This window comes from Pseudomonas sp. UBA2684 (assembly GCA_002354655.1).
In the GTDB taxonomy this organism is placed as follows: Bacteria; Pseudomonadota; Gammaproteobacteria; order Pseudomonadales; family Pseudomonadaceae; genus Aquipseudomonas.
Genome location: DELY01000050.1, coordinates 219,294 through 236,562 on the forward strand (window position 1 = coordinate 219,294; position 17,269 = coordinate 236,562).

Consider the following 17,269-nt stretch of genomic DNA (forward strand, 5'->3'; position numbering starts at 1 on the left):
ATGAGCACATCCCATAACAGCTTGGTCGAAGCCCTTGAGGCTGCCGACATGCTGGAAATCGACGACCTCTACGCCTGGCAGTTCAACCTGGATAAAGAACTGCTGGCCCAGGTCAGCGCCGGCTCGGCCAGCGCTGGCAGCCAGGAACACGTACTGCTGAGCATCGAATGCATCGACGGTCGCGATCGGCGTCACTGGCAGTTTTCCCTGGCCCAGGTGATGGCAGCGACCTTCGATGCGGCGAGCGACAGCTGGTGCCTGACCAACGGCGAGGAACAGCACCGGATCAAGTGCTTTGCCGCCATCAGTGGCGACAATAGCGACGCTGACAGCGGCGACGACGCCTGACCCGCCGGGAGCCCGTCATGCCCCTGTATGAGCGCTATATCCTGCCGCACCTGATCGACTTCGCCTGCGGCATGGGGGCGGTGATGAAGGCGCGCGCGAAAATCGTCCCGCAGGCCCAGGGCCGGGTGCTGGAAATCGGCATCGGCAGCGGGCTGAACTTGGCGTTTTACGACGCGCAACGCGTCAGCGCGATTGTCGGTGTCGACCCGTCCGCCGAGATGCAGAAACTGGCCCACGCACGCGCCGCCCGTATCGGTATCCCGGTCGAGATGATCGCCCTGGAGCTGGGCGAGATTCAGGCCGCCGAGGCCAGCTTCGACAGCATCGTCTGCACCTTTACCCTGTGCACCATCCCCGATGCCGTAGCCGCACTGAAAGACATGCGCCGGGTACTCAAGCCCGGCGGACGCCTGTTGTTCTGCGAACACGGTCTGGCGCCCGATGCGCCGGTGGTGCGCTGGCAGCACCGCCTGACGCCCTACTGGAAACCCCTGGCCGGCGGCTGCCACCTCAACCGCGATATCCCGGCGCTGATCGCCGCCGGCGGTTTCCACATCGGCGCCCTCGACACCCGCTACCTGAAAGGGCCGAAGCCGATGACCCACGTATTTTCCGGCTGGGCAGACTGAAATCGGCGACGCGCCATAACGCCCCACGCCGGCGCAGGTGCGCGGGGCATATTCTGTCTATCGTTGTTGGATATATTCATCGGATTGAAGCCGGTTCGCGCATGAAGCCACCCTCGCGGTTGCCACTGATCACTCCTTATGCAGGCCCGCTCGGCGCCCTGAGCCTCTGCCTGTGCCTCGCGCTGCCGGCCTGGGCAGAGCCGCGCGATGTACGCGTGGGGGTGTACGCCAACGAGCCGAAGATTCTGCTGGACGAGGACGGGCAGATCTCCGGCATTCTCGGCGAGTTGCTTGGCGAAATCGCCCGCCAGGAAGACTGGAGCCTGCAACCGGTGCCCTGCGAATGGCAGCACTGCCTCGAACTCGCACAACGCGGCGAGATCGATCTGCTGCCGGATGTCGCCTACCACGAAACCCGCGCGCTGCAACTGGACTTCCACCGGGTGCCGTCGCTGTTCAGTTGGTCGCAACTCTACAGCCGCGACGACGCCCGCCTCAAATCGATACTGGACTTGCAGGGCCAACGCATTGCCGTGCTGGATGGTTCCATCCAGCAGACCTACCTCAGGGCCCTGCTCGACAGCTTTGGCCTGGAGGCCGAGTTGATTGCGCTGGAGAGCCTGGAGCAAGGCTTCGAGCTGGTCGCCAATCGACAGGCCGAGGCCGTGGTGGCCAACCACCGCTTTGGCGACTTCCATGCCCCGCACTTCCAGATGCGCAGCGCGCCCATCATGTTTCAGCCGACCCAGCTGTTCTACGCCACGCGCAAAGGGCACAACGCCGATCTGCTGAGCGCCATCGACCGTCACCTCCTCAGCTGGCAAAGCAACTCATCCTCGCTCTACTACCAGACACTGCAGCGCTGGGGCGGCGAGCGCCCCAAACTGCTGATCCCCAGCAGCCTGTGGTGGGGCCTGGCGACGCTCGCCGCCCTGCTGTTGACGACCAGCGGCGGCGCCTTGCTGCTGCGCCGCCAGGTGGCGGAAAAGACCCGTCACCTCAAGGCCAGCGAACAGCGCCTGAACACCATTCTCGACAGCGTCGAGGCGTACATCTACATCAAGGACCCACAGCTGCGGTACCAGTACGCCAACCGCAAGGTCTGCGAGCTGTTCGGGCAGCCGCTGGAACGCGTCGTCGGGCAGACCGACGACGCGTTCTTCGATGCCCTCACCGCCGCCAACCTGCAACACAACGACAGCCGCGTATTACGCCTCGGCGAACGGGTGGAGAAAGAGGAAACCAACCGCAGCCTGGACGGCAGCAGCGAGCGCACGTTCCTCTCGGTCAAACTGCCGTTGCTCCACCCCGACCAACGCATCTATATGCTCTGCGGCATCTCCACCGACATCACCGAACACAAGAAGAACCTCGAACAGATCAATCGCCTGGCCTTCTACGACCCGCTCACCGGCCTGCCCAACCGCCGCCGGCTGCTCGACCGCTTGCAGCACGCCCTGGCCCAGCACGCGCGCAGCCAACTCGAAGGCGCGTTGCTGTTCATCGACCTGGATAACTTCAAGGACCTCAACGACACCCTCGGCCACGACATGGGCGACCAGTTGCTGACCCAGGTGGCCCAACGGTTGAGCAGCCATGTGCGTGAGGAGGACACCCTGGCGCGCCTCGGCGGCGACGAATTCGTGCTGATGCTGGAAGGCTTGAGCACGCACCCCGGCACCGCCATGCAGCAAATCGAAACCGTTGCCGGCAAGATCCTGCAGACCCTGGCGCTGCCCTACACGCTGCAACAACGTAGCCATACCAGCACCGCCAGCATCGGCGTGGCGCTGTTTTCCGAGGGCCACAGCACGGTCGACGAGGTGCTCAAGCGCGCCGACCTGGCGATGTACGAAGCCAAGTCCGCCGGACGCAACAGCCTGCGCTTCTTCAACCCCGAGATGCAGGCCGAAGTCAGCTCGCGCGCCAGCATGGAAAGCGATTTGCGGCAAAGCATGAGCGACCGCCACTTCATCCTGCATTACCAGCCACAGGTCGACCGGCATGGCCGGCTGCTTGGCGCCGAGGCCCTGATCCGCTGGCAACACCCCAGCCGTGGGTTGGTGGCGCCGGCCGATTTTATTCCGCTGGCGGAAAGCACCGGGCTGATCCTGCCGCTGGGCCGCTGGGTTCTGCACAGCGCCTGCCACCAACTAGTGGCCTGGTCCACACACCCCGAACTGGCGCAGCTGACCCTGGCGATCAATGTCAGCGCCCGGCAATTCCACCACCGCGACTTCATCGACGACGTCCTGGCGGCCCTGGAAGAAAGCGGCGCCAACCCCGCGCGCCTGGAGCTGGAGCTGACCGAGAGCCATCTGGTGGAAGATGTGGAGGCCATGATCGTCAAGATGGGCCACCTCAGAAGCCGAGGCGTGCGTCTTTCGCTGGATGACTTCGGCACCGGCTACTCGTCGCTCAGCTACCTCAAGCGCCTGCCCCTGGATCACCTGAAGATCGACCGTTCGTTCGTCCAGGACCTGCTCAGCGAACCCAACGATGCCGCCATCGTGCGCACCATCGTGGCCCTCGGCGACAACCTCAACCTGGCGGTAACCGCCGAGGGCGTGGAAACCATGGCGCAGCGCGATGCCTTGCTGCAACTGGGCTGTCACAAATTCCAGGGCTACCTGTTCGGCAAGCCGGGGCCGGCGTACCTTCTGGAGAAATGGCCGGCGGCGACGGCCTGAGGAACACCCATGCGCCCACTCAAGGTCTTCTACAACAGCGCCTGCCCGGTGTGCAAAGCCGGTATCGACGGTCAGCGCCAGCGCATGCAGGCCGGCGGCAGCTGCCCCATCGAGTGGATCGACGTGCACCACAACCCGCAGGCGGCCGCAGCGCTCGGCAGTGACCTGGAACAGGTACGCGAGCGCCTGCACGTGCAGGACAGTGCCGGTCAGATCACGGTTGGCGTCGACGCCTTCGCCGCGCTGTTCCAGCAGTCGCCGCGCCAGCGCTGGCTGGCGCGCCTGCTGCGGCTACCGGGCATTCACCTGCTGGCGCGCGGGGCGTACAACCTGTTCGCCCGCGTGCTGTATCGCTGGAACCGCTGGTGCAAGCACTGGTAACGGGCGGTTTTACAGCCCGCCACTGACGCCCAGGCCCACGCCCAACTCGACGGCCACGGCGAACGGCAGCAACAAGGTATCGAGCAACGCGCTGGCCGGCAGATCGAGTGCCGCGTATGTCGGCGCCTCGGCGCCAAAGCGCTCCAGTGGGCAACAGCCACCGTTCAGCGCATACCAATCCAGGCGGGTGCCGGCGTAGATCACCGGCGCCCCCGGCTTGGCCGCATCCAGGGTGCGCACGCTGGCGCAACCGCTGCACAACAACACAAGCGCCAGGCAAGCCAGTCGGTAGGATGGCTTAGCCAAAGGCGTCACCCATCGCGTGCTCGCCTGCACCGCCCGCTCACTCATCGCCGCTGACCTGATGGTGTTCGCCCCAGCGCGGCAGCATGTCCTGGGGAATGTTCAGGCAATTGAGGATGCGCGCCACGACGAAGTCGATCAGGTCATCGATGGTCTGCGGCTGATGGTAGAAGCCCGGTGCAGCCGGCAGAATGATTGCCCCCATATTCGACAGCTTGAGCATGTTCTCCAGGTGGATGCTGGAGAACGGCGCCTCGCGCGGCACCAGAATCAGCTGCCGGCGCTCTTTCAGCGCCACATCGGCGGCGCGTTCGATCAGGTTGTTGCAGGCGCCGGTGGCGATGGCCGACAACGTACCGGTGGAACACGGCACCACCACCATGGCCGTCGGCGCACCGGAACCGGAGGCCGCCGGGGCCATCCAGTCTTCCTTACCGTACACGCGAATCTGCCCCGGCGCGGCGCCGGTGTACTCGCTCAAGAACGCCTGCATGGCCTGCGGTTTGCTCGGCAGGCTGACGTCGGTCTCGGTGGCCATGACCAACTGCGCCGCCTTGGAGATCAGGAAATGCACCTCGCGCTCTTCCTGCACCAGGCAATCGAGCAGGCGCAGGCCGTACTGCGCGCCGGAGGCGCCGGTCATGGCCAAGGTAATGCGTTCAGGACCGCTCATAAATTCACTCTCAAAGCTGCTGCGCTTGCTTATGCTGCGTTGAACGATACCCATCGAGCCGATGGCTGATGGGTATCGCTGCGCTCAACCCATCCTAGAATTGGCGATTAGCCGGCCAGGGCCACAGCCAGCTTGCCATGCAAGCCGCCAAAGCCGCCATTGCTCATCACCACCACCTGGGTGCCCGGCGCGGCTTCGGCCTTGACCCCGGCAATGATCGCCTCCAGGGAGTCGCAAACCTGGGTCGGCACTGTGGAGCTGGCCACCGTGGCCGCCAGGTCCCAACCGAGATTAGCGGGGGCGTACCAGTACACCGAATCGGCCTGCACCACGGACTCGGGCAAGCCATCGCGGTGGGCGCCGAGCTTCATCGAGTTGGAGCGCGGCTCAACGATGGCGATCAGTTTGGCGTCGCCGATGCGCTTGCGCAGGCCATCGAGGGTGGTGGCAATCGCCGTAGGGTGGTGGGCGAAGTCATCGAAGATGGTCACGCCCTTCACTTCGGCAACCTTCTCCATGCGTCGCTTGGCGTTGATAAAGCCGCACAGCGCGGCGATGCCCAGCTCCGGCACCACGCCGACATGCCGCGCCGCCGCCAGCACCGCCAGGGCGTTGGCCACGTTGTGCTGGCCGGTCAGCTGCCAATCCACGGTGCCGGCAAGCTTGCCCGCGAAGCTCACCTCGAAGCGCGAACCGTCGGCGCTAAGCAAACGCGCCTGCCACTGACCGCCTTCGCCGGTGGTTGCTACCTCCGTCCAGCAGCCCATCTCGATCACCCGCTTGAGCGCAGGCTCGGTGGTCGGATGAATGATCAGGCCGTCGCCCGGAATGGTGCGCACCAGATGGTGGAATTGCCGCTCGATGGCCGCCAGATCGGGAAAGATGTCCGCGTGATCGAACTCCAGGTTATTCAGGATCGCGGTGCGCGGGCGGTAGTGAACGAACTTGCTGCGCTTGTCGAAGAAGGCGCTGTCGTATTCGTCGGCCTCGACCACGAAGAACGGCGTGCCACCCAGGCGCGCGGAAATCCCGAAGTTCTGCGGCACGCCGCCAATCAGAAAGCCCGGGCTCATGCCGGCATGCTCCAGCACCCAGGCCAGCATGCTCGAACTGCTGGTTTTGCCATGGGTGCCGGCCACCGCCAGCACCCAACGGCCCTGCAGCACATGGTCGGCCAGCCATTGCGGGCCGCTGACATAGGGCAAGCCCTGGTTCAGCACATATTCCACCGCCGGGTTGCCGCGCGACAGGGCGTTGCCGACCACCACCAGATCCGGTGCGGGGTCGAGTTGCGCGGCGTCGTAACCCTGAGTCAATTCGATGCCCTGGGCTTGCAGCTGGGTGCTCATGGGCGGGTAGACATTGGCGTCGGAGCCGGTCACGCGGTGGCCCAGCTCCTTGGCCAGCACGGCCAGCGAGCCCATAAAGGTGCCGCAGATACCGAGAATATGGATGTGCATAAGGTCCTCGAAGCGGGCAAATCGCGCCCGATAAAAACTGGCCGCAGGTTAGCACAGCGGCCCCTGGCGCGGCCTATGCCTCAGCCGCCGCGGTTCGACCGCACCGCTACGAGAAAGGTCGCAATCATCCGCCCAGAACAGCGCCTCGCGGCGCAGTTCATCCTCGGTTATCTGTCGGGTCACGGCCATGATTCGCGCCTACAACAGCCGCGGGCTCAACGCCTCAGGCGCGGCCTTAGCCTTACGTCTAGGCCAGCAACGGGCAAATCAAACGCTTGCTTGGATTGCGCTTTCCAAAAGCTTTAGGCAGCATCGGTGCGTCGCTGGCATAGCACCTGCATTGCCGAAGCAGCCCATCCCATTGAAGTCGAGGCCCGCCATGCGCATCGTCCAAGCCACCCTGGAGCACCTGGACCTGCTGACCCCGCTGTTCGTCAAATACCGTGAGTTCTATGGCGAACTGTCTTTCCCCGATTCGTCGCGCAAGTTTCTGGAAACCCGTCTGCGCCGCAAGGAATCGGTGATCTACCTGGCCCTGGCCGATGACGACGACAAGCTGATGGGCTTCTGCCAGCTCTACCCCAGCTATTCCTCGCTGTCGCTCAAACGCGTGTGGATTCTCAACGACATCTACGTGGCCGAAGACGCCCGCCGCCAGTTGGTCGCCGACCGCCTGCTGCAAACCGCGAAGAAAATGGCTAAGGAAACCAACGCCGTGCGCATGCGCGTCGCCACCAGCCGCGATAACGAGGTGGCGCAGAAGGTCTACGAGTCCATCGGTTTCGTCGAAGACGAGCAGTTCAAGAACTACGTGCTGCCCATCAACGGCGACTGACCGCCGTCCGCGCGGCTTTACACAGCTGTATCGCCAGTGATACAGCTGTGTGCATGTCACTACATCGCCTGTATCGCCTGATCGGCGGCCTTTGCCTGAATGTTTGCGCCAGCCTGGTGCAGGCCGAGACATTGCGTATCGCCACCCTCGAATGGTCCCCCTACGTCGGCGCCGACTTGCCCGGCCAAGGTTTAGCCGCGCGCATTCTGCATGAAGCCCTGGCGCTCGAAGGCATGCAGGCCGAACTGGTGTTTCTGCCCTGGCAACGCGCGCTCAACGATGCCAGCGCCGGACGCTATGACGCGTTGATGCCGGCCTATCTGTCGACGGAGCGCGCCGCGCTGTTCCACACCTCGATGCCGTTGCTCGATTCGCAACTCGGGTTTTTCCGCCGCCGCGACCAGGCCATCGCGTTTACCGACCTCGACAGCCTGCGCCCCTATCGCATCGGCGTGGTGCGCGGCTACGTCAACCGCGAAGATTTCGACCACGCCGATTACCTGCACAAGGAAGTGGTCACCCACGACTGGCAGAATCTGGAAAAACTCCTGCGCGGACGCCTCGACCTGGCGGTGGTCGACCGCTACACCGGCTATCACCTGCTGGCGCGCCATGCACCGGCACTGCGCGAACGCCTGGAGTTCATCGAACAGCCGCTGGCAGTCAAACCGCTGTATGTCCTGGTGCCGCGCAGCAGGCTCGATGGCCAGCAACTCAACGCCCGCATCGATCGCAGCCTGCGCACCTTGCACCGTAGCGGACGGATCGAACAAATGGTCGCGCAAGCCCGCCTGGAACAGGCCAGCGCCATCCGCGCATTCGCCGGCCAGCATTTTGGCGCGCGCTGATCGGCGCCCGCCGTCATCCCGCCAGGCCACTCACACTCAGCCACAAGCCCAGCGTCAACTGCACCAGCAGCACGCCCACCACGGCCAGGCGCCAAGCGTGTGTTTGGGGGCGCCGCGGCGCCACTGACAACGCCGCCTGCAAGGGCCGCTGCAAGGCCTGCTGAAACGCCGACAGAGCCTCGAAACGCGCAGCCGGCTGCGACGCCAGGGCGCGCGCCAAGACGCCATCCCACCCCGCCGGCAAGCGCGCGGTGAAGTTCGCCAACGGCACATAGCGGCTCAACGGCCCACCTTCCTCCCGAGCCACTTCCGGCCACTGGCCACTGAGCAGCCAATAGGCCAGGGCCGCCAAGGCGAACTGATCGGCGTGGCCATCCACCGGCTGGGTGCCACGCAATTCCGGCGCCAACGGGATCGCCTCGGCCGGCAGGCGCTGCCGCGGCACGCCCGGCAGCAGCGCGGCGTATTCCGGCAACAGCAACAAGCGACCGCCCTCGCCGATCAACATATGCCGTGGGTTCAGCCACAGTCCCTGCATGCCGCGGCGCTGCAACGCACGCACGGCCGCAATCGCCTGCTCGAGCAGGGCCAGCACGCATGCTCCATCCAGCGGGCCATGGGCCGCCGCCCAATCCGCCAGGCTGCGCATGCCTGGTGGCGGCAGCTCGAACAATAAAAAGGCGTGATGCCGTGGCCGGTGGGAAGACAATACCTGCGGCAAACTGGCCAGCGGGCTGCGCCGCAACGCCCACTCGCGCTGCCAGAAGGCATCGTCGGCCGCCTGCTCGGCCAGCCACAGCAAGGCCTCGCGACCACTCTCGTCACACGCGCGAAACAAGCGCCTGGGCGGGCCGAACGGACACTCGCCCAGCAGCGTCCAACCGTCCAGCTGCATGCCCACAACGGCCTCGCGCAGCGCCGGCCACTGTTCGCGCGGCGCCGCTGGCGGCAGGCTCTCGGGCGCCCCAGGCAACAGCAGCACGGCCGCGCCAGGAGCCTGCAGCAATGGCCTCAGCAGCGCCGGCAGACGTTCGCGACTGAGTGCCTGGCAAGCGCTGCGAAAACCCTGCAAATCGGCCACGCCAAGCAACGGCTGCGGCGCCAACAGCAGCGCTTCGCCCACAGTCAGCGGCAAGCTGTGCTGCACCAGCGCCAATTCGGCCTGCATGCCCAACTGCATCCCGTCGCGACCCACCAGGCTCTGCAAGCTGCCGCCGTGGTAACGCAACAGGCCAATCGCACCGGCCTGCAGGAACTGCGCCTCGCCGTCCTGCAGCAGCAACACGCCGGCATCCAACTGCGGGATGCTGCGGCCGCTTTGCTGACGGCGAAACAGCTGCTGGTTGAGCGCCGCCAGCACCTGACGCGCCGCCTGCGTCTCGCTCCAGCCTTCCGGCGTGCAGCGATAGTCGGCAAACAGCGCATCCAGATAATGCTCCAGGGCTTGCACCACATCAGGGCACTCGCGTGCCCAGAGCAATGCCACCAACAGCACCGGCGAGCGCCCCTGACGCCCCGCCAACCACATCGCCCGCGCCCGCGCCGCCTGGGCCGGCAGGTCGATACCGTGGCCCTGCACCAGGCTGACGGCACGATGATCCATGCGCTCTATCGACATTGGCAGTCCCTCCTCAACGCGACTGCCTTGTCCTTTGCAGCCTTTATGCCGAGTCGGCGCGGCTTGTCGCCTGTGCGGTCCGCGCTTAAGGTGGTCTGCCTGATTCCCGGAGTCGCCTCAGCATGTGGTCGTTCCGCGCCTGGCGCCGCCAGCGCATCCTTGCCCGCCACCCGATCGAGCCCACCACCTGGGCCACGGTGCGCCGACGCCTGCCGATTCTCGACGGCCTGACGGAGGCCGAAGAACAACGCCTGCGCGAGCGCGCGGTGCTGTTTCTACACCGCAAACACCTGACGGCCCTGCCCGGGGTCGAACTCGACGAGGTCGATCGGCTGGCCCTGGCGGCGCAAGCCGAGCTGCCGTTGCTGCACCTGGCCGAGCTGAACTGGTACCAGGGCTTTCATGAGATCGTTCTGTACCCGGACGACTTCGTCAGCCCGCAACGCCACCGCGACGCCAGCGGCGTGGTGCATGAGTGGGATGGCGAACACAGCGGCGAAGCCTGGCAGCAGGGCCCGGTGATTCTCGCCTGGCCGGGCGTGCAGGCCAGCGGCGGCTGGGAAGGCTACAACCTGGTGATCCACGAACTGGCGCACAAGCTCGACATGCTCAATGGCGATGCCAACGGCCTGCCGCCACTGCACCGTGACATGCGCGTCGGCGAGTGGGCCAGTGCCATGCAGGGCGCCTTTGATCAGCTGAATGCCGAGCTGGATGCCAACCCTGACGGCGAAACCGCGATAGACCCCTACGCGGCGGAAAACCCGGCGGAGTTTTTCGCCGTGACCAGCGAATACTTCTTCAGCGCCCCGGATCTGCTCGCCGAGGCCCTCCCGGCGGTGTACGCGCAACTCGCACTGTTCTACCGACAACAACCGCTGGCGCGCCTGCACGACCTGCAAGCGGCTCACCCGGACTACCGCATTACGCCCGAAGTAGGTCACTGCGCGACCAATGGCTAAGTACGCCGGCGTAGCAACCGCTGGGGAATGTGCCTATAATCCGGCCACTTTTTTTGGCCCATCCCAGGGAGTCGCCCCATGAGCTACAGCAAGATTCCGGCCGGTAAAGACCTGCCGAACGACATCTACGTCGCCATCGAAATCCCGGCCAACCACGCGCCGATCAAATACGAAATCGATCACGACAGCGACTGCCTGATGGTCGACCGTTTTATGGCCACGCCGATGTTCTACCCGGCCAACTACGGGTTCATCCCGCACACCCTGGCCGACGACGGCGACCCCCTCGACGTGCTGGTCGTGACCCCGTATCCGGTTGCTCCAGGCTCGGTAATCCGCGCCCGCCCGGTCGGCGTGCTGCACATGACCGACGAAGCCGGTGGCGACGCCAAACTGATCGCCGTACCGCACGACAAGCTGAGCCAGCTGTACGTGGACATCAAGGAATACACCGACCTGCCGGCCCTGCTCCTGGAGCAGATCAAGCACTTCTTCGAGAACTACAAAGATCTCGAAAAAGGCAAGTGGGTCAAGGTTGAAGGTTGGGGCAACGCCGACGCGGCCCGCGCCGAAATCATCAAGGCGGCCGCGGCTTACCAAAAATAAGCCCTGACCACCCCCTAAAAACCGGCCACAAGCCGGCTTTTTTATGCTCCAAAAAAACACTATAAAGTCCTAACCACAAGCTTATAGCCTAGATAAGTCAATGGCTTAAGCCATCTCTAAATCCGATCCAATCCGATGAGATTCGACCCCATCCGAGCGTGAAGTGGGGGGACAAGTGGGGGGACAGAGGCGAACCGATGTGGCGGTGACCTAATGGGAAAGCTGAATCCAAAGCAGGTCGAGAACCTCGCAGAACCTGGCACCTACGAAGAGGGAGACGGACTTCGACTAGTGGTAAAAGCGGCTAGTCGAAAATCGTGAGTACTGCGTTTTCAACTGCCAGGCAAACGCAGAGAGATGGGCCTAGGCTCCTACCCGGAAGTGAGCCTGCATTACGTGTCCTGGAAGCGTCGCGTAAAGGTGGCGGCTGACCTGAGGAGGATTTACCAGTCTGCCACGGCAGACGAGGCCGAACGGCGCCGCGGAGAGTTCGAGGCCAAGCAGGGCAGCCCGCAGAATTCGGAAAAAATCGTACGCTAAGGCGCCCCATCTGCTTGCGCGCGAGCGCTCTCAAGAGGAGGGTTTCTCGTGCTTCCGAAACGCGCGCCAAAGTGCAACGTCATAGGCGATCTTGAGCAGGCCGCAGGCAACCAGCGGCGCCGCCAGCCAGCCAGCGGCGAACAGGGCGCCGCCAATGGCGGGGCTCGCTGCGGCGGCAAGGCTCCTGGGAGCGGCGGTGAAGCTCGCCGCCGCGGCGCGCTCTGCCGGCGTTACCACCGCCATGACGAAGGCCGAGCGCGTCGGCACGTCCATCTGCGACAGGGCGCTGCGCAGGAACAGCAGCGCGAGCGCCGCCGGCAGGCTATCGGCGAAGGCGGCGAGGATCAGACAGACGCTGGACGGGATGTGCGTGAACACCATCGTATTGATCAGACCAATATGGCGTGCCACCCAGGGGGCGGCGAGCTGGGAGCCGGCCGACAGCAGTCCGGCCCAGAAGAAGAACTGGCCGGCAGCGGCGAGTGAGAGGTCGAAACGCTCGAACAGCCAGAGCGCGAGTAAGGTATTGACGATCAACCCGCCGGCGAAGGCATCGACCGAGAACAGCGCCGCCAGTTTGATCACGATGCCGCGCGAAGGCCCCAGTGCTGCGGACGGCGCCGCCTGCTCGTGCACGCGGTGGTCCGGCAAGGCGCGATACAGGACGAAGATCGCGACACCGATCAGCCCGTAGGCGACGAACATCAGGCGCAACGCGTCGAGTTGGGCCAGGCCGGCATCAGTCAGCACTTGCGGGATCACGGTCGCCAGCGAACCGGTCGCGGCACACAAGGCGCCGACGAAGGTGTAGCGCGCGAACAGGAAGGTGCGCGCCTCGCCTTGTGCCGATTCGGCCAGCCGCGCATGCTCCAGCGGCAGAAAGACGCTGACGTCGCCGGAGCTGGGGTTCATCGTGCCGACGAAGGCGACGATCAGCAGCGGCCAGAAGGCGCCGATGCCGCCCAGGCCGGCCAGCAGCAGACCGGTGGCGGCCATCAGCCAGGCGGCGGCGAGGAGCAGCCGGCGCTGCGGAAAGCGATGGCCCCATTGCCCGACCGCCAGGGTCGCCAGCGCCGATCCGAGCAGGGTGGCGGAGCTGATCAGCCCGACTTCCCACTTGCCGAGCCCGAGCGTGAGCAGATAGACCGGCAGCAGAATGGCCACAAAGCCGTCGGTGAAGGCCCGCAGGGCCCGGCCGATCAGCAGCAGGCGTGCCTCGGGCGCGACGCCGGCGGGCAGCAGCATCACTTCAGGCCGGGCAGGCGGGCGACCGTCTTCAGCGGCCCCGTGGTTGAGTGGGCGCACCAGGCGTAGAGCGCGTCGTACATCACCATGCCTGCCTTCAGCATCTCGTGGTCGTCGGCGAAGTTGAGCGACAGCCCTTGCGAGATGGCGAGCAGGCCGGCCGCTTCGGTCGCCAGTTGCGGCTGGGCACAGTCGGCGGCCCGCACGATGAGCGCCAGCTTGTTCAAGGCCGGATCGTCGAGTTTGTACTTCTCGATGAAGGCATCGAAGCTGCAGCGGTCGCTGTGGTGGCCGAGCTCTACATTCGGCACGTCATAGGGGATCGCGCCGGTGTCGGCCGCGACTCTCATGACGTCACTTGCCGGCACGTACAGGAACTCGGGGGCCTCGTCGACGAAGCGCGCTACCAGCCAGGGGCAGGCGATGCGGTCGATCTTGGGCCGTTCGCGGGTGATCCATTTCATGCTCAGCCCTCCACCTTGGCAAATGCAGCGTCGGCAGCCGTCCAGGACAGGTTCTGCATGAAGGCGTCCACATAGGCCCCGGCCTTGGCGCCGAAGTCCATGTGGTAGCTGTGCTCGTACATGTCCAGGGCGATGAGCGGCGTGGCGCCGGCGAGGTTGTGGGCGTGGTCGGCGGCCCAGGCGTTCACGAGGCGCCCGCGGCGCGGGCTCCATACCAGCAGGGTCCAGCCGGAGCCGCCGCCCTGGGCCTTGCCCATGGCCGTGAATTCGGCGCGCCACGCGTCCACGGAGCCGAAGTCCCGCTTGATGGCCTGCTTCAACGCTCCGCCAGGGTCGCCGCCGGTACCGCCGAGGGAATCGAAGTACACCTCATGCAGGATCATGGAACCGCTGGCGATCATCTCCTCGCGCTTGAGGCCGTTGATCTCGAACACCGGGGCGCTGGCCCAGGTCAATTCGGCCAGGCGCTGCTCGATGGCATTGAGGCGCTTGACCGCCCCGCCGTAGTTGTTTTCCCAGTGGCTGACGATGAGCTTCTCGGACAGGCCGGTGAGTTTGGCCGGATCGCACGAAAGGGGCTTCAGTTCGTAAGGCATCTTGGCTTCCTCAGTAGGGTGGATCGGAAACGGCGCGGCGAAGGCTGACTCGATCAGATTCAGCCTTGGTTCGGAAACACCAGCCAGCCCGCCAATCCCGCCGCGAGGATCACGACGACGACGTTGAGCTTGTTCTTCCAGGCATAAAGGAATGCCAAGCCTGCGGCGAAGATTGACATGCCCATCGTCAGCGATGGCACACGTTCAGCCGTGACCTGCGCCAGGTCGAGGGTGGTTGCGCCGATCAGGCCGACTACGCCGGCCGCGACGCCGTCCAGGAACGCGTGCAGCCGTTTGTTCTCCACGACCGCCTCCAGCCGGTCGTAGAAAATCAGCGAGAACGCAAAGGCCGGAAGAAAGACACCCACCGTCATGGCCACCGCCCCGATCGGCCCCCCTGCCACATAGCCGACGAACGTGGCGAAGATGATGAGGGGTGCCGGCAGCACACCGGACAGTGCCAGGCCGTCCAGGAACTGCCCATCCGTCATCCACCCGCGCCCGACGGCGTCGTTGCGAACGAACGGGATCGCCGTGTAGGCGCCGCCGAAGGTGAGCAAGCCGGCCTTCAGGCCCGAGGCGAAGATGAGCAGCACCGATGCCTGGCCTTGAACGACCGTTTCCACCAGCTTCGCCGCCGGCGCAGCCCACAAAGCCACGGCCGCGGCCAGCGCCACCGCCCCCAGTGTCACCAGCAGCGCCAAGACTCGATGCTTCAGCACGAGCAGGGCGTACACCAGGCCGCTCGCCGGCAGGGTGATCCAGAAGTCGACACGAGCCATGGCGGCCAGCGCGCAAACGATGGCAATGGCCCACAACCAGCGATCGAGCAGGATGTGCTCGCCGATGCGGTGCACGGCGCGCACGATCAGGGCGATCACGGCCGCCTGCACGCCAAGGAACGCCGCGCCCAGCGAGGTGCCCACGAATTCGATCTGGAAGTACAGCCAGGACAGCGCGAACATCAGCAAGAATCCGGGAAGCATGAACCCGAGTCCCGCCAGTACGCCCCCAAGCCGCCCCTTCGCTCGGATGCCCAAATGAACGCATATTTCGTGCGCTTCGGGTCCGGGCAGCACCTGCATCACCGCAAGCAGCTTGTTGAAGCGTCTGCTGGAGATCCAGCGTTCCTCGTCCACGAGCTCGCGGCGCAACATGCCGATCTGAGCCACAGGCCCGCCCCATGCGAGCAAGCCGAACTTGAGGAAGCGCGCGAAGAGCTGCAGGTAGCTCATCGCTGGAGGGACGGCTTCAGTCGTGGCAGCGGTCTGAGGTCTGGTCGGGGCGTTCACGTTGCTTTGTCCTCGTAACTCTTGAGTAGCCAGTCAAAGACTTCACACGCGCGGGTAAGCAGCGCGTCGTCGTCGGGTTCGGATGCGCGCAGGCCGGCGAGCAGCGCTTCGATGCCCAGCGCTTCCGCGACCGGGAGTCCCCCCACGTCCAGGCAATGCACGAGCTCGCCCAGACGTACCAGTGCAGGGGCGGAATCAAGTCCGAAACTCGCCAGCAGCGTCTCGAAGGTGACCTTGGTGCCGACGTGGCTGAACGCCGCTCCGTCGAAATCGAAGCCGAGCCAATCAGCTTTGCAGTCGGAGGGGCTCGCCAGCCAGACGATGCGAGCGCTCGGGTCGATGAACCGGCGGATCAGCCAGGCACTGGCCAGCCGATCCACCCACGGGCGCGCCCGCGTGGCCCAGGTGCGGCCCTGATAGTCGGAGCGGCCCAGCCGCGGAACATCCGCCTCCCGGGCGGTCGGCTCGTCGGGAGACAGGCGGCGGGTGATCGCGTCGCGCAGGTCGTCGAGCAGCTTCAAGGTCTGGCGCTGCGCCTCGCCAGGGAAGAAGTCGATGCGCGCCACCTGCTCGAAGCGGCGCACGAGCGCCTGGAGCTTGCGTGCGGCGGCTGCGCCATCCAGGGATGTCAGGCTCCGTCCGAGCTCCTTGATCTCCTCGGCGATGCCGGCGTACTCCTCGCCACGGTCGAACAGGGCGCGCAGTGCAGCCTCCTGGGCTTCGTCACACCCCGACAGACGATAGACCTCGCCGCTGCCTCCGGCCTCCGCCGCCTGCGCCGCCACTTCGTCCAGCGCTGCGGCGTTGTCGGCCGTGTCGGGCAGCAGATAGACCCCATCACGCAGCGTTGCGCAGCCCAGCGCCTTGACGGAGCGCCAGGCGCGCATGCGGCCGGTCGATGCCTTGGTGGGCAGGCTGATGAATAGGGCAAGAAAGCTCAAGCACGGGCTCCTTCGTCAACAAGGAATAGCGAATGTAATAGACTCTACATCACGTTATAGTTAAAACTCAATTTGTGCTGAAGCGTCAATTTAAGGCATACCCTAACTGGATGTCAGGAAAGGCCGCGCCGCACCGTCAGAATAGAGTCTACTTTCATATTCTTTGACACCTGCTTGCCAAGGTCACAGATTTCAGCCTGACAAATTCAAGGCTTAGGGCGCAATGGAACCAAAAACCAACGTAAGCCCTGCCGCCCATCCAGCCCATGGAGGCATCTTGCAGGGACAACGCATCGGTTACGTCCGGGTCAGCAGTTACGACCAGAACCCGGAACGCCAACTTGAGCAGGTCGAGATCGGCAAGCTGTTCACCGACAAAGCCTCGGGCAAGGACACCCAGCGTCCACAGCTGGAGGCCATGCTCGGTTTCGTCCGCGAAGGCGATACCGTGGTGGTGCACAGCATGGATCGCCTGGCACGAAACCTCGATGATTTGCGCCGCCTGGTGCAGAAGCTGACCAAGCGCGGTGTGCGCATCGAGTTCTTGAAGGAAGGCCTGGTGTTCACCGGCGAGGACTCGCCGATGGCCAACCTCATGTTGTCGGTCATGGGGGCCTTCGCCGAGTTCGAGCGCGCCCTGATCCGTGAGCGGCAGCGCGAAGGCATCGCCCTGGCCAAGCAGCGCGGCGCGTACCGGGGCCGCAAGAAGGCCCTGTCCGACGAGCAGGCTGCTACCCTGCGGCAGCGGGCGGCTGCCGGCGAGCCCAAGGCGCAGCTTGCCCGCGAGTTCAACATCAGCCGGGAAACCCTCTACCAGTACCTCCGCACGGACGACTGA

18 protein-coding genes are annotated in these 17,269 nt (G+C 65.0%); 9 read left to right on the forward strand and 9 right to left on the reverse strand.

The window, feature by feature from the left end; all coding sequences use genetic code 11:
- From B3M58_RS18700 to B3M58_RS18715, 4 genes are all read left to right on the forward strand, one after another.
- Entirely contained in the window at positions 1-348 is a 348-nt protein-coding gene (locus B3M58_RS18700) for a DUF5629 family protein (protein WP_296221390.1), read from the forward strand.
- Positions 349-365: 17 nt separating this feature from the next.
- Positions 366-977: a class I SAM-dependent methyltransferase gene (locus B3M58_RS18705; protein WP_296221391.1), complete on the forward strand. Its 612-nt coding sequence runs from the start codon at positions 366-368 to the stop codon at positions 975-977.
- A gap of 101 nt (positions 978-1,078) precedes the next feature.
- A complete protein-coding gene (locus B3M58_RS18710) occupies positions 1,079-3,667 on the forward strand; it encodes an EAL domain-containing protein (protein WP_296221392.1) in 2,589 nt (862 codons plus the stop codon).
- A 9-nt stretch (positions 3,668-3,676) separates the two neighbouring features.
- Positions 3,677-4,048 carry a thiol-disulfide oxidoreductase DCC family protein gene (locus tag B3M58_RS18715; RefSeq protein ID WP_296221393.1) on the forward strand — a complete coding sequence of 124 codons (372 nt, stop codon included), beginning with the start codon at positions 3,677-3,679 and terminating at the stop codon, positions 4,046-4,048.
- 9 nt (positions 4,049-4,057) lie between these two features.
- On the opposite strand, the gene B3M58_RS18720 is transcribed toward B3M58_RS18715, so the two are convergent.
- The 3 genes from B3M58_RS18720 to mpl form a co-directional block, all read right to left on the reverse strand.
- On the reverse strand, positions 4,058-4,354 hold the full coding sequence (locus B3M58_RS18720) for a YceK/YidQ family lipoprotein (protein WP_296221394.1): 297 nt from the start codon (positions 4,352-4,354) through the stop codon (positions 4,058-4,060).
- A gap of 37 nt (positions 4,355-4,391) precedes the next feature.
- Positions 4,392-5,024 (reverse strand): flavin prenyltransferase UbiX, encoded by a 633-nt coding sequence (gene ubiX, locus B3M58_RS18725; RefSeq protein ID WP_296221395.1) that lies wholly within the window; start codon positions 5,022-5,024, stop codon positions 4,392-4,394.
- 107 nt (positions 5,025-5,131) lie between these two features.
- Positions 5,132-6,484, reverse strand: coding sequence for a UDP-N-acetylmuramate:L-alanyl-gamma-D-glutamyl-meso-diaminopimelate ligase (gene mpl / locus B3M58_RS18730; RefSeq protein WP_296221396.1), 1,353 nt, complete (start codon positions 6,482-6,484; stop codon positions 5,132-5,134).
- Between the two features lie 379 nt (positions 6,485-6,863).
- Here mpl and B3M58_RS18735 point away from each other — a divergent pair, with 379 nt between their 5' ends.
- Positions 6,864-7,319, forward strand: coding sequence for a GNAT family N-acetyltransferase (locus tag B3M58_RS18735; protein WP_296221398.1), 456 nt, complete (start codon positions 6,864-6,866; stop codon positions 7,317-7,319).
- A 53-nt stretch (positions 7,320-7,372) separates the two neighbouring features.
- Positions 7,373-8,167, forward strand: coding sequence for a substrate-binding periplasmic protein (locus B3M58_RS18740; protein WP_296221399.1), 795 nt, complete (start codon positions 7,373-7,375; stop codon positions 8,165-8,167).
- Positions 8,168-8,180: 13 nt separating this feature from the next.
- Here B3M58_RS18740 and B3M58_RS18745 read toward each other — a convergent pair whose 3' ends face one another.
- Positions 8,181-9,785, reverse strand: coding sequence for a protein kinase (locus tag B3M58_RS18745; protein WP_296221400.1), 1,605 nt, complete (start codon positions 9,783-9,785; stop codon positions 8,181-8,183).
- 122 nt (positions 9,786-9,907) lie between these two features.
- On the opposite strand from B3M58_RS18745, the gene B3M58_RS18750 reads away from it, so the two are divergent.
- Together B3M58_RS18750 and ppa are read left to right on the forward strand one after the other, a co-directional pair.
- A complete protein-coding gene (locus B3M58_RS18750) occupies positions 9,908-10,747 on the forward strand; it encodes a zinc-dependent peptidase (protein WP_296221402.1) in 840 nt (279 codons plus the stop codon).
- A gap of 78 nt (positions 10,748-10,825) precedes the next feature.
- The gene (gene ppa / locus B3M58_RS18755; protein ID WP_296221403.1) at positions 10,826-11,353 is read left to right on the forward strand and encodes an inorganic diphosphatase; all 528 of its coding nucleotides are present in this window, start codon (positions 10,826-10,828) and stop codon (positions 11,351-11,353) included.
- A gap of 570 nt (positions 11,354-11,923) precedes the next feature.
- On the opposite strand, the gene B3M58_RS18765 is transcribed toward ppa, so the two are convergent.
- Genes B3M58_RS18765 through B3M58_RS18785 form a run of 5 tightly spaced genes read right to left on the reverse strand, consistent with a single transcriptional unit; the run spans position 11,924 to position 16,431 of the window.
- A complete protein-coding gene (locus B3M58_RS18765; protein ID WP_126152498.1) occupies positions 11,924-13,138 on the reverse strand; it encodes an MFS transporter in 1,215 nt (404 codons plus the stop codon).
- Positions 13,138-13,602, reverse strand: coding sequence for a chromate resistance protein ChrB domain-containing protein (locus B3M58_RS18770; protein WP_003155013.1), 465 nt, complete (start codon positions 13,600-13,602; stop codon positions 13,138-13,140). Before B3M58_RS18770 ends, B3M58_RS18765 begins: the two co-directional genes overlap by 1 nt.
- A gap of 2 nt (positions 13,603-13,604) precedes the next feature.
- Positions 13,605-14,198, reverse strand: coding sequence for a superoxide dismutase (locus B3M58_RS18775; RefSeq protein WP_023443146.1), 594 nt, complete (start codon positions 14,196-14,198; stop codon positions 13,605-13,607).
- 59 nt (positions 14,199-14,257) lie between these two features.
- On the reverse strand, positions 14,258-15,433 hold the full coding sequence (gene chrA, locus B3M58_RS18780) for a chromate resistance efflux protein ChrA (RefSeq protein ID WP_126152497.1): 1,176 nt from the start codon (positions 15,431-15,433) through the stop codon (positions 14,258-14,260).
- A gap of 53 nt (positions 15,434-15,486) precedes the next feature.
- A complete protein-coding gene (locus tag B3M58_RS18785) occupies positions 15,487-16,431 on the reverse strand; it encodes a chromate resistance protein ChrB domain-containing protein (protein WP_126152496.1) in 945 nt (314 codons plus the stop codon).
- A gap of 277 nt (positions 16,432-16,708) precedes the next feature.
- Here B3M58_RS18785 and B3M58_RS18790 point away from each other — a divergent pair, with 277 nt between their 5' ends.
- Positions 16,709-17,269, forward strand: a complete 561-nt coding sequence (locus tag B3M58_RS18790; RefSeq protein ID WP_015648284.1) for a recombinase family protein — start codon at positions 16,709-16,711, stop codon at positions 17,267-17,269.

Coding starts and splice junctions, on each gene's coding strand:
- B3M58_RS18700 (WP_296221390.1), top strand. CDS start 1: ATGAGCACATCCCATAACAGCTTGGTCGAAGCCCTTGAGGCTGCCGAC.
- B3M58_RS18705 (WP_296221391.1), top strand. CDS start 366: ATGCCCCTGTATGAGCGCTATATCCTGCCGCACCTGATCGACTTCGCC.
- B3M58_RS18710 (WP_296221392.1), top strand. CDS start 1,079: ATGAAGCCACCCTCGCGGTTGCCACTGATCACTCCTTATGCAGGCCCG.
- B3M58_RS18715 (WP_296221393.1), top strand. CDS start 3,677: ATGCGCCCACTCAAGGTCTTCTACAACAGCGCCTGCCCGGTGTGCAAA.
- ubiX (WP_296221395.1), bottom strand. CDS start 5,024: ATGAGCGGTCCTGAACGCATTACCTTGGCCATGACCGGCGCCTCCGGC.
- mpl (WP_296221396.1), bottom strand. CDS start 6,484: ATGCACATCCATATTCTCGGTATCTGCGGCACCTTTATGGGCTCGCTG.
- B3M58_RS18735 (WP_296221398.1), top strand. CDS start 6,864: ATGCGCATCGTCCAAGCCACCCTGGAGCACCTGGACCTGCTGACCCCG.
- B3M58_RS18740 (WP_296221399.1), top strand. CDS start 7,373: ATGTCACTACATCGCCTGTATCGCCTGATCGGCGGCCTTTGCCTGAAT.
- B3M58_RS18745 (WP_296221400.1), bottom strand. CDS start 9,785: ATGTCGATAGAGCGCATGGATCATCGTGCCGTCAGCCTGGTGCAGGGC.
- B3M58_RS18750 (WP_296221402.1), top strand. CDS start 9,908: ATGTGGTCGTTCCGCGCCTGGCGCCGCCAGCGCATCCTTGCCCGCCAC.
- ppa (WP_296221403.1), top strand. CDS start 10,826: ATGAGCTACAGCAAGATTCCGGCCGGTAAAGACCTGCCGAACGACATC.
- B3M58_RS18765 (WP_126152498.1), bottom strand. CDS start 13,138: ATGCTGCTGCCCGCCGGCGTCGCGCCCGAGGCACGCCTGCTGCTGATC.
- B3M58_RS18770 (WP_003155013.1), bottom strand. CDS start 13,602: ATGAAATGGATCACCCGCGAACGGCCCAAGATCGACCGCATCGCCTGC.
- B3M58_RS18775 (WP_023443146.1), bottom strand. CDS start 14,198: ATGCCTTACGAACTGAAGCCCCTTTCGTGCGATCCGGCCAAACTCACC.
- chrA (WP_126152497.1), bottom strand. CDS start 15,433: ATGAGCTACCTGCAGCTCTTCGCGCGCTTCCTCAAGTTCGGCTTGCTC.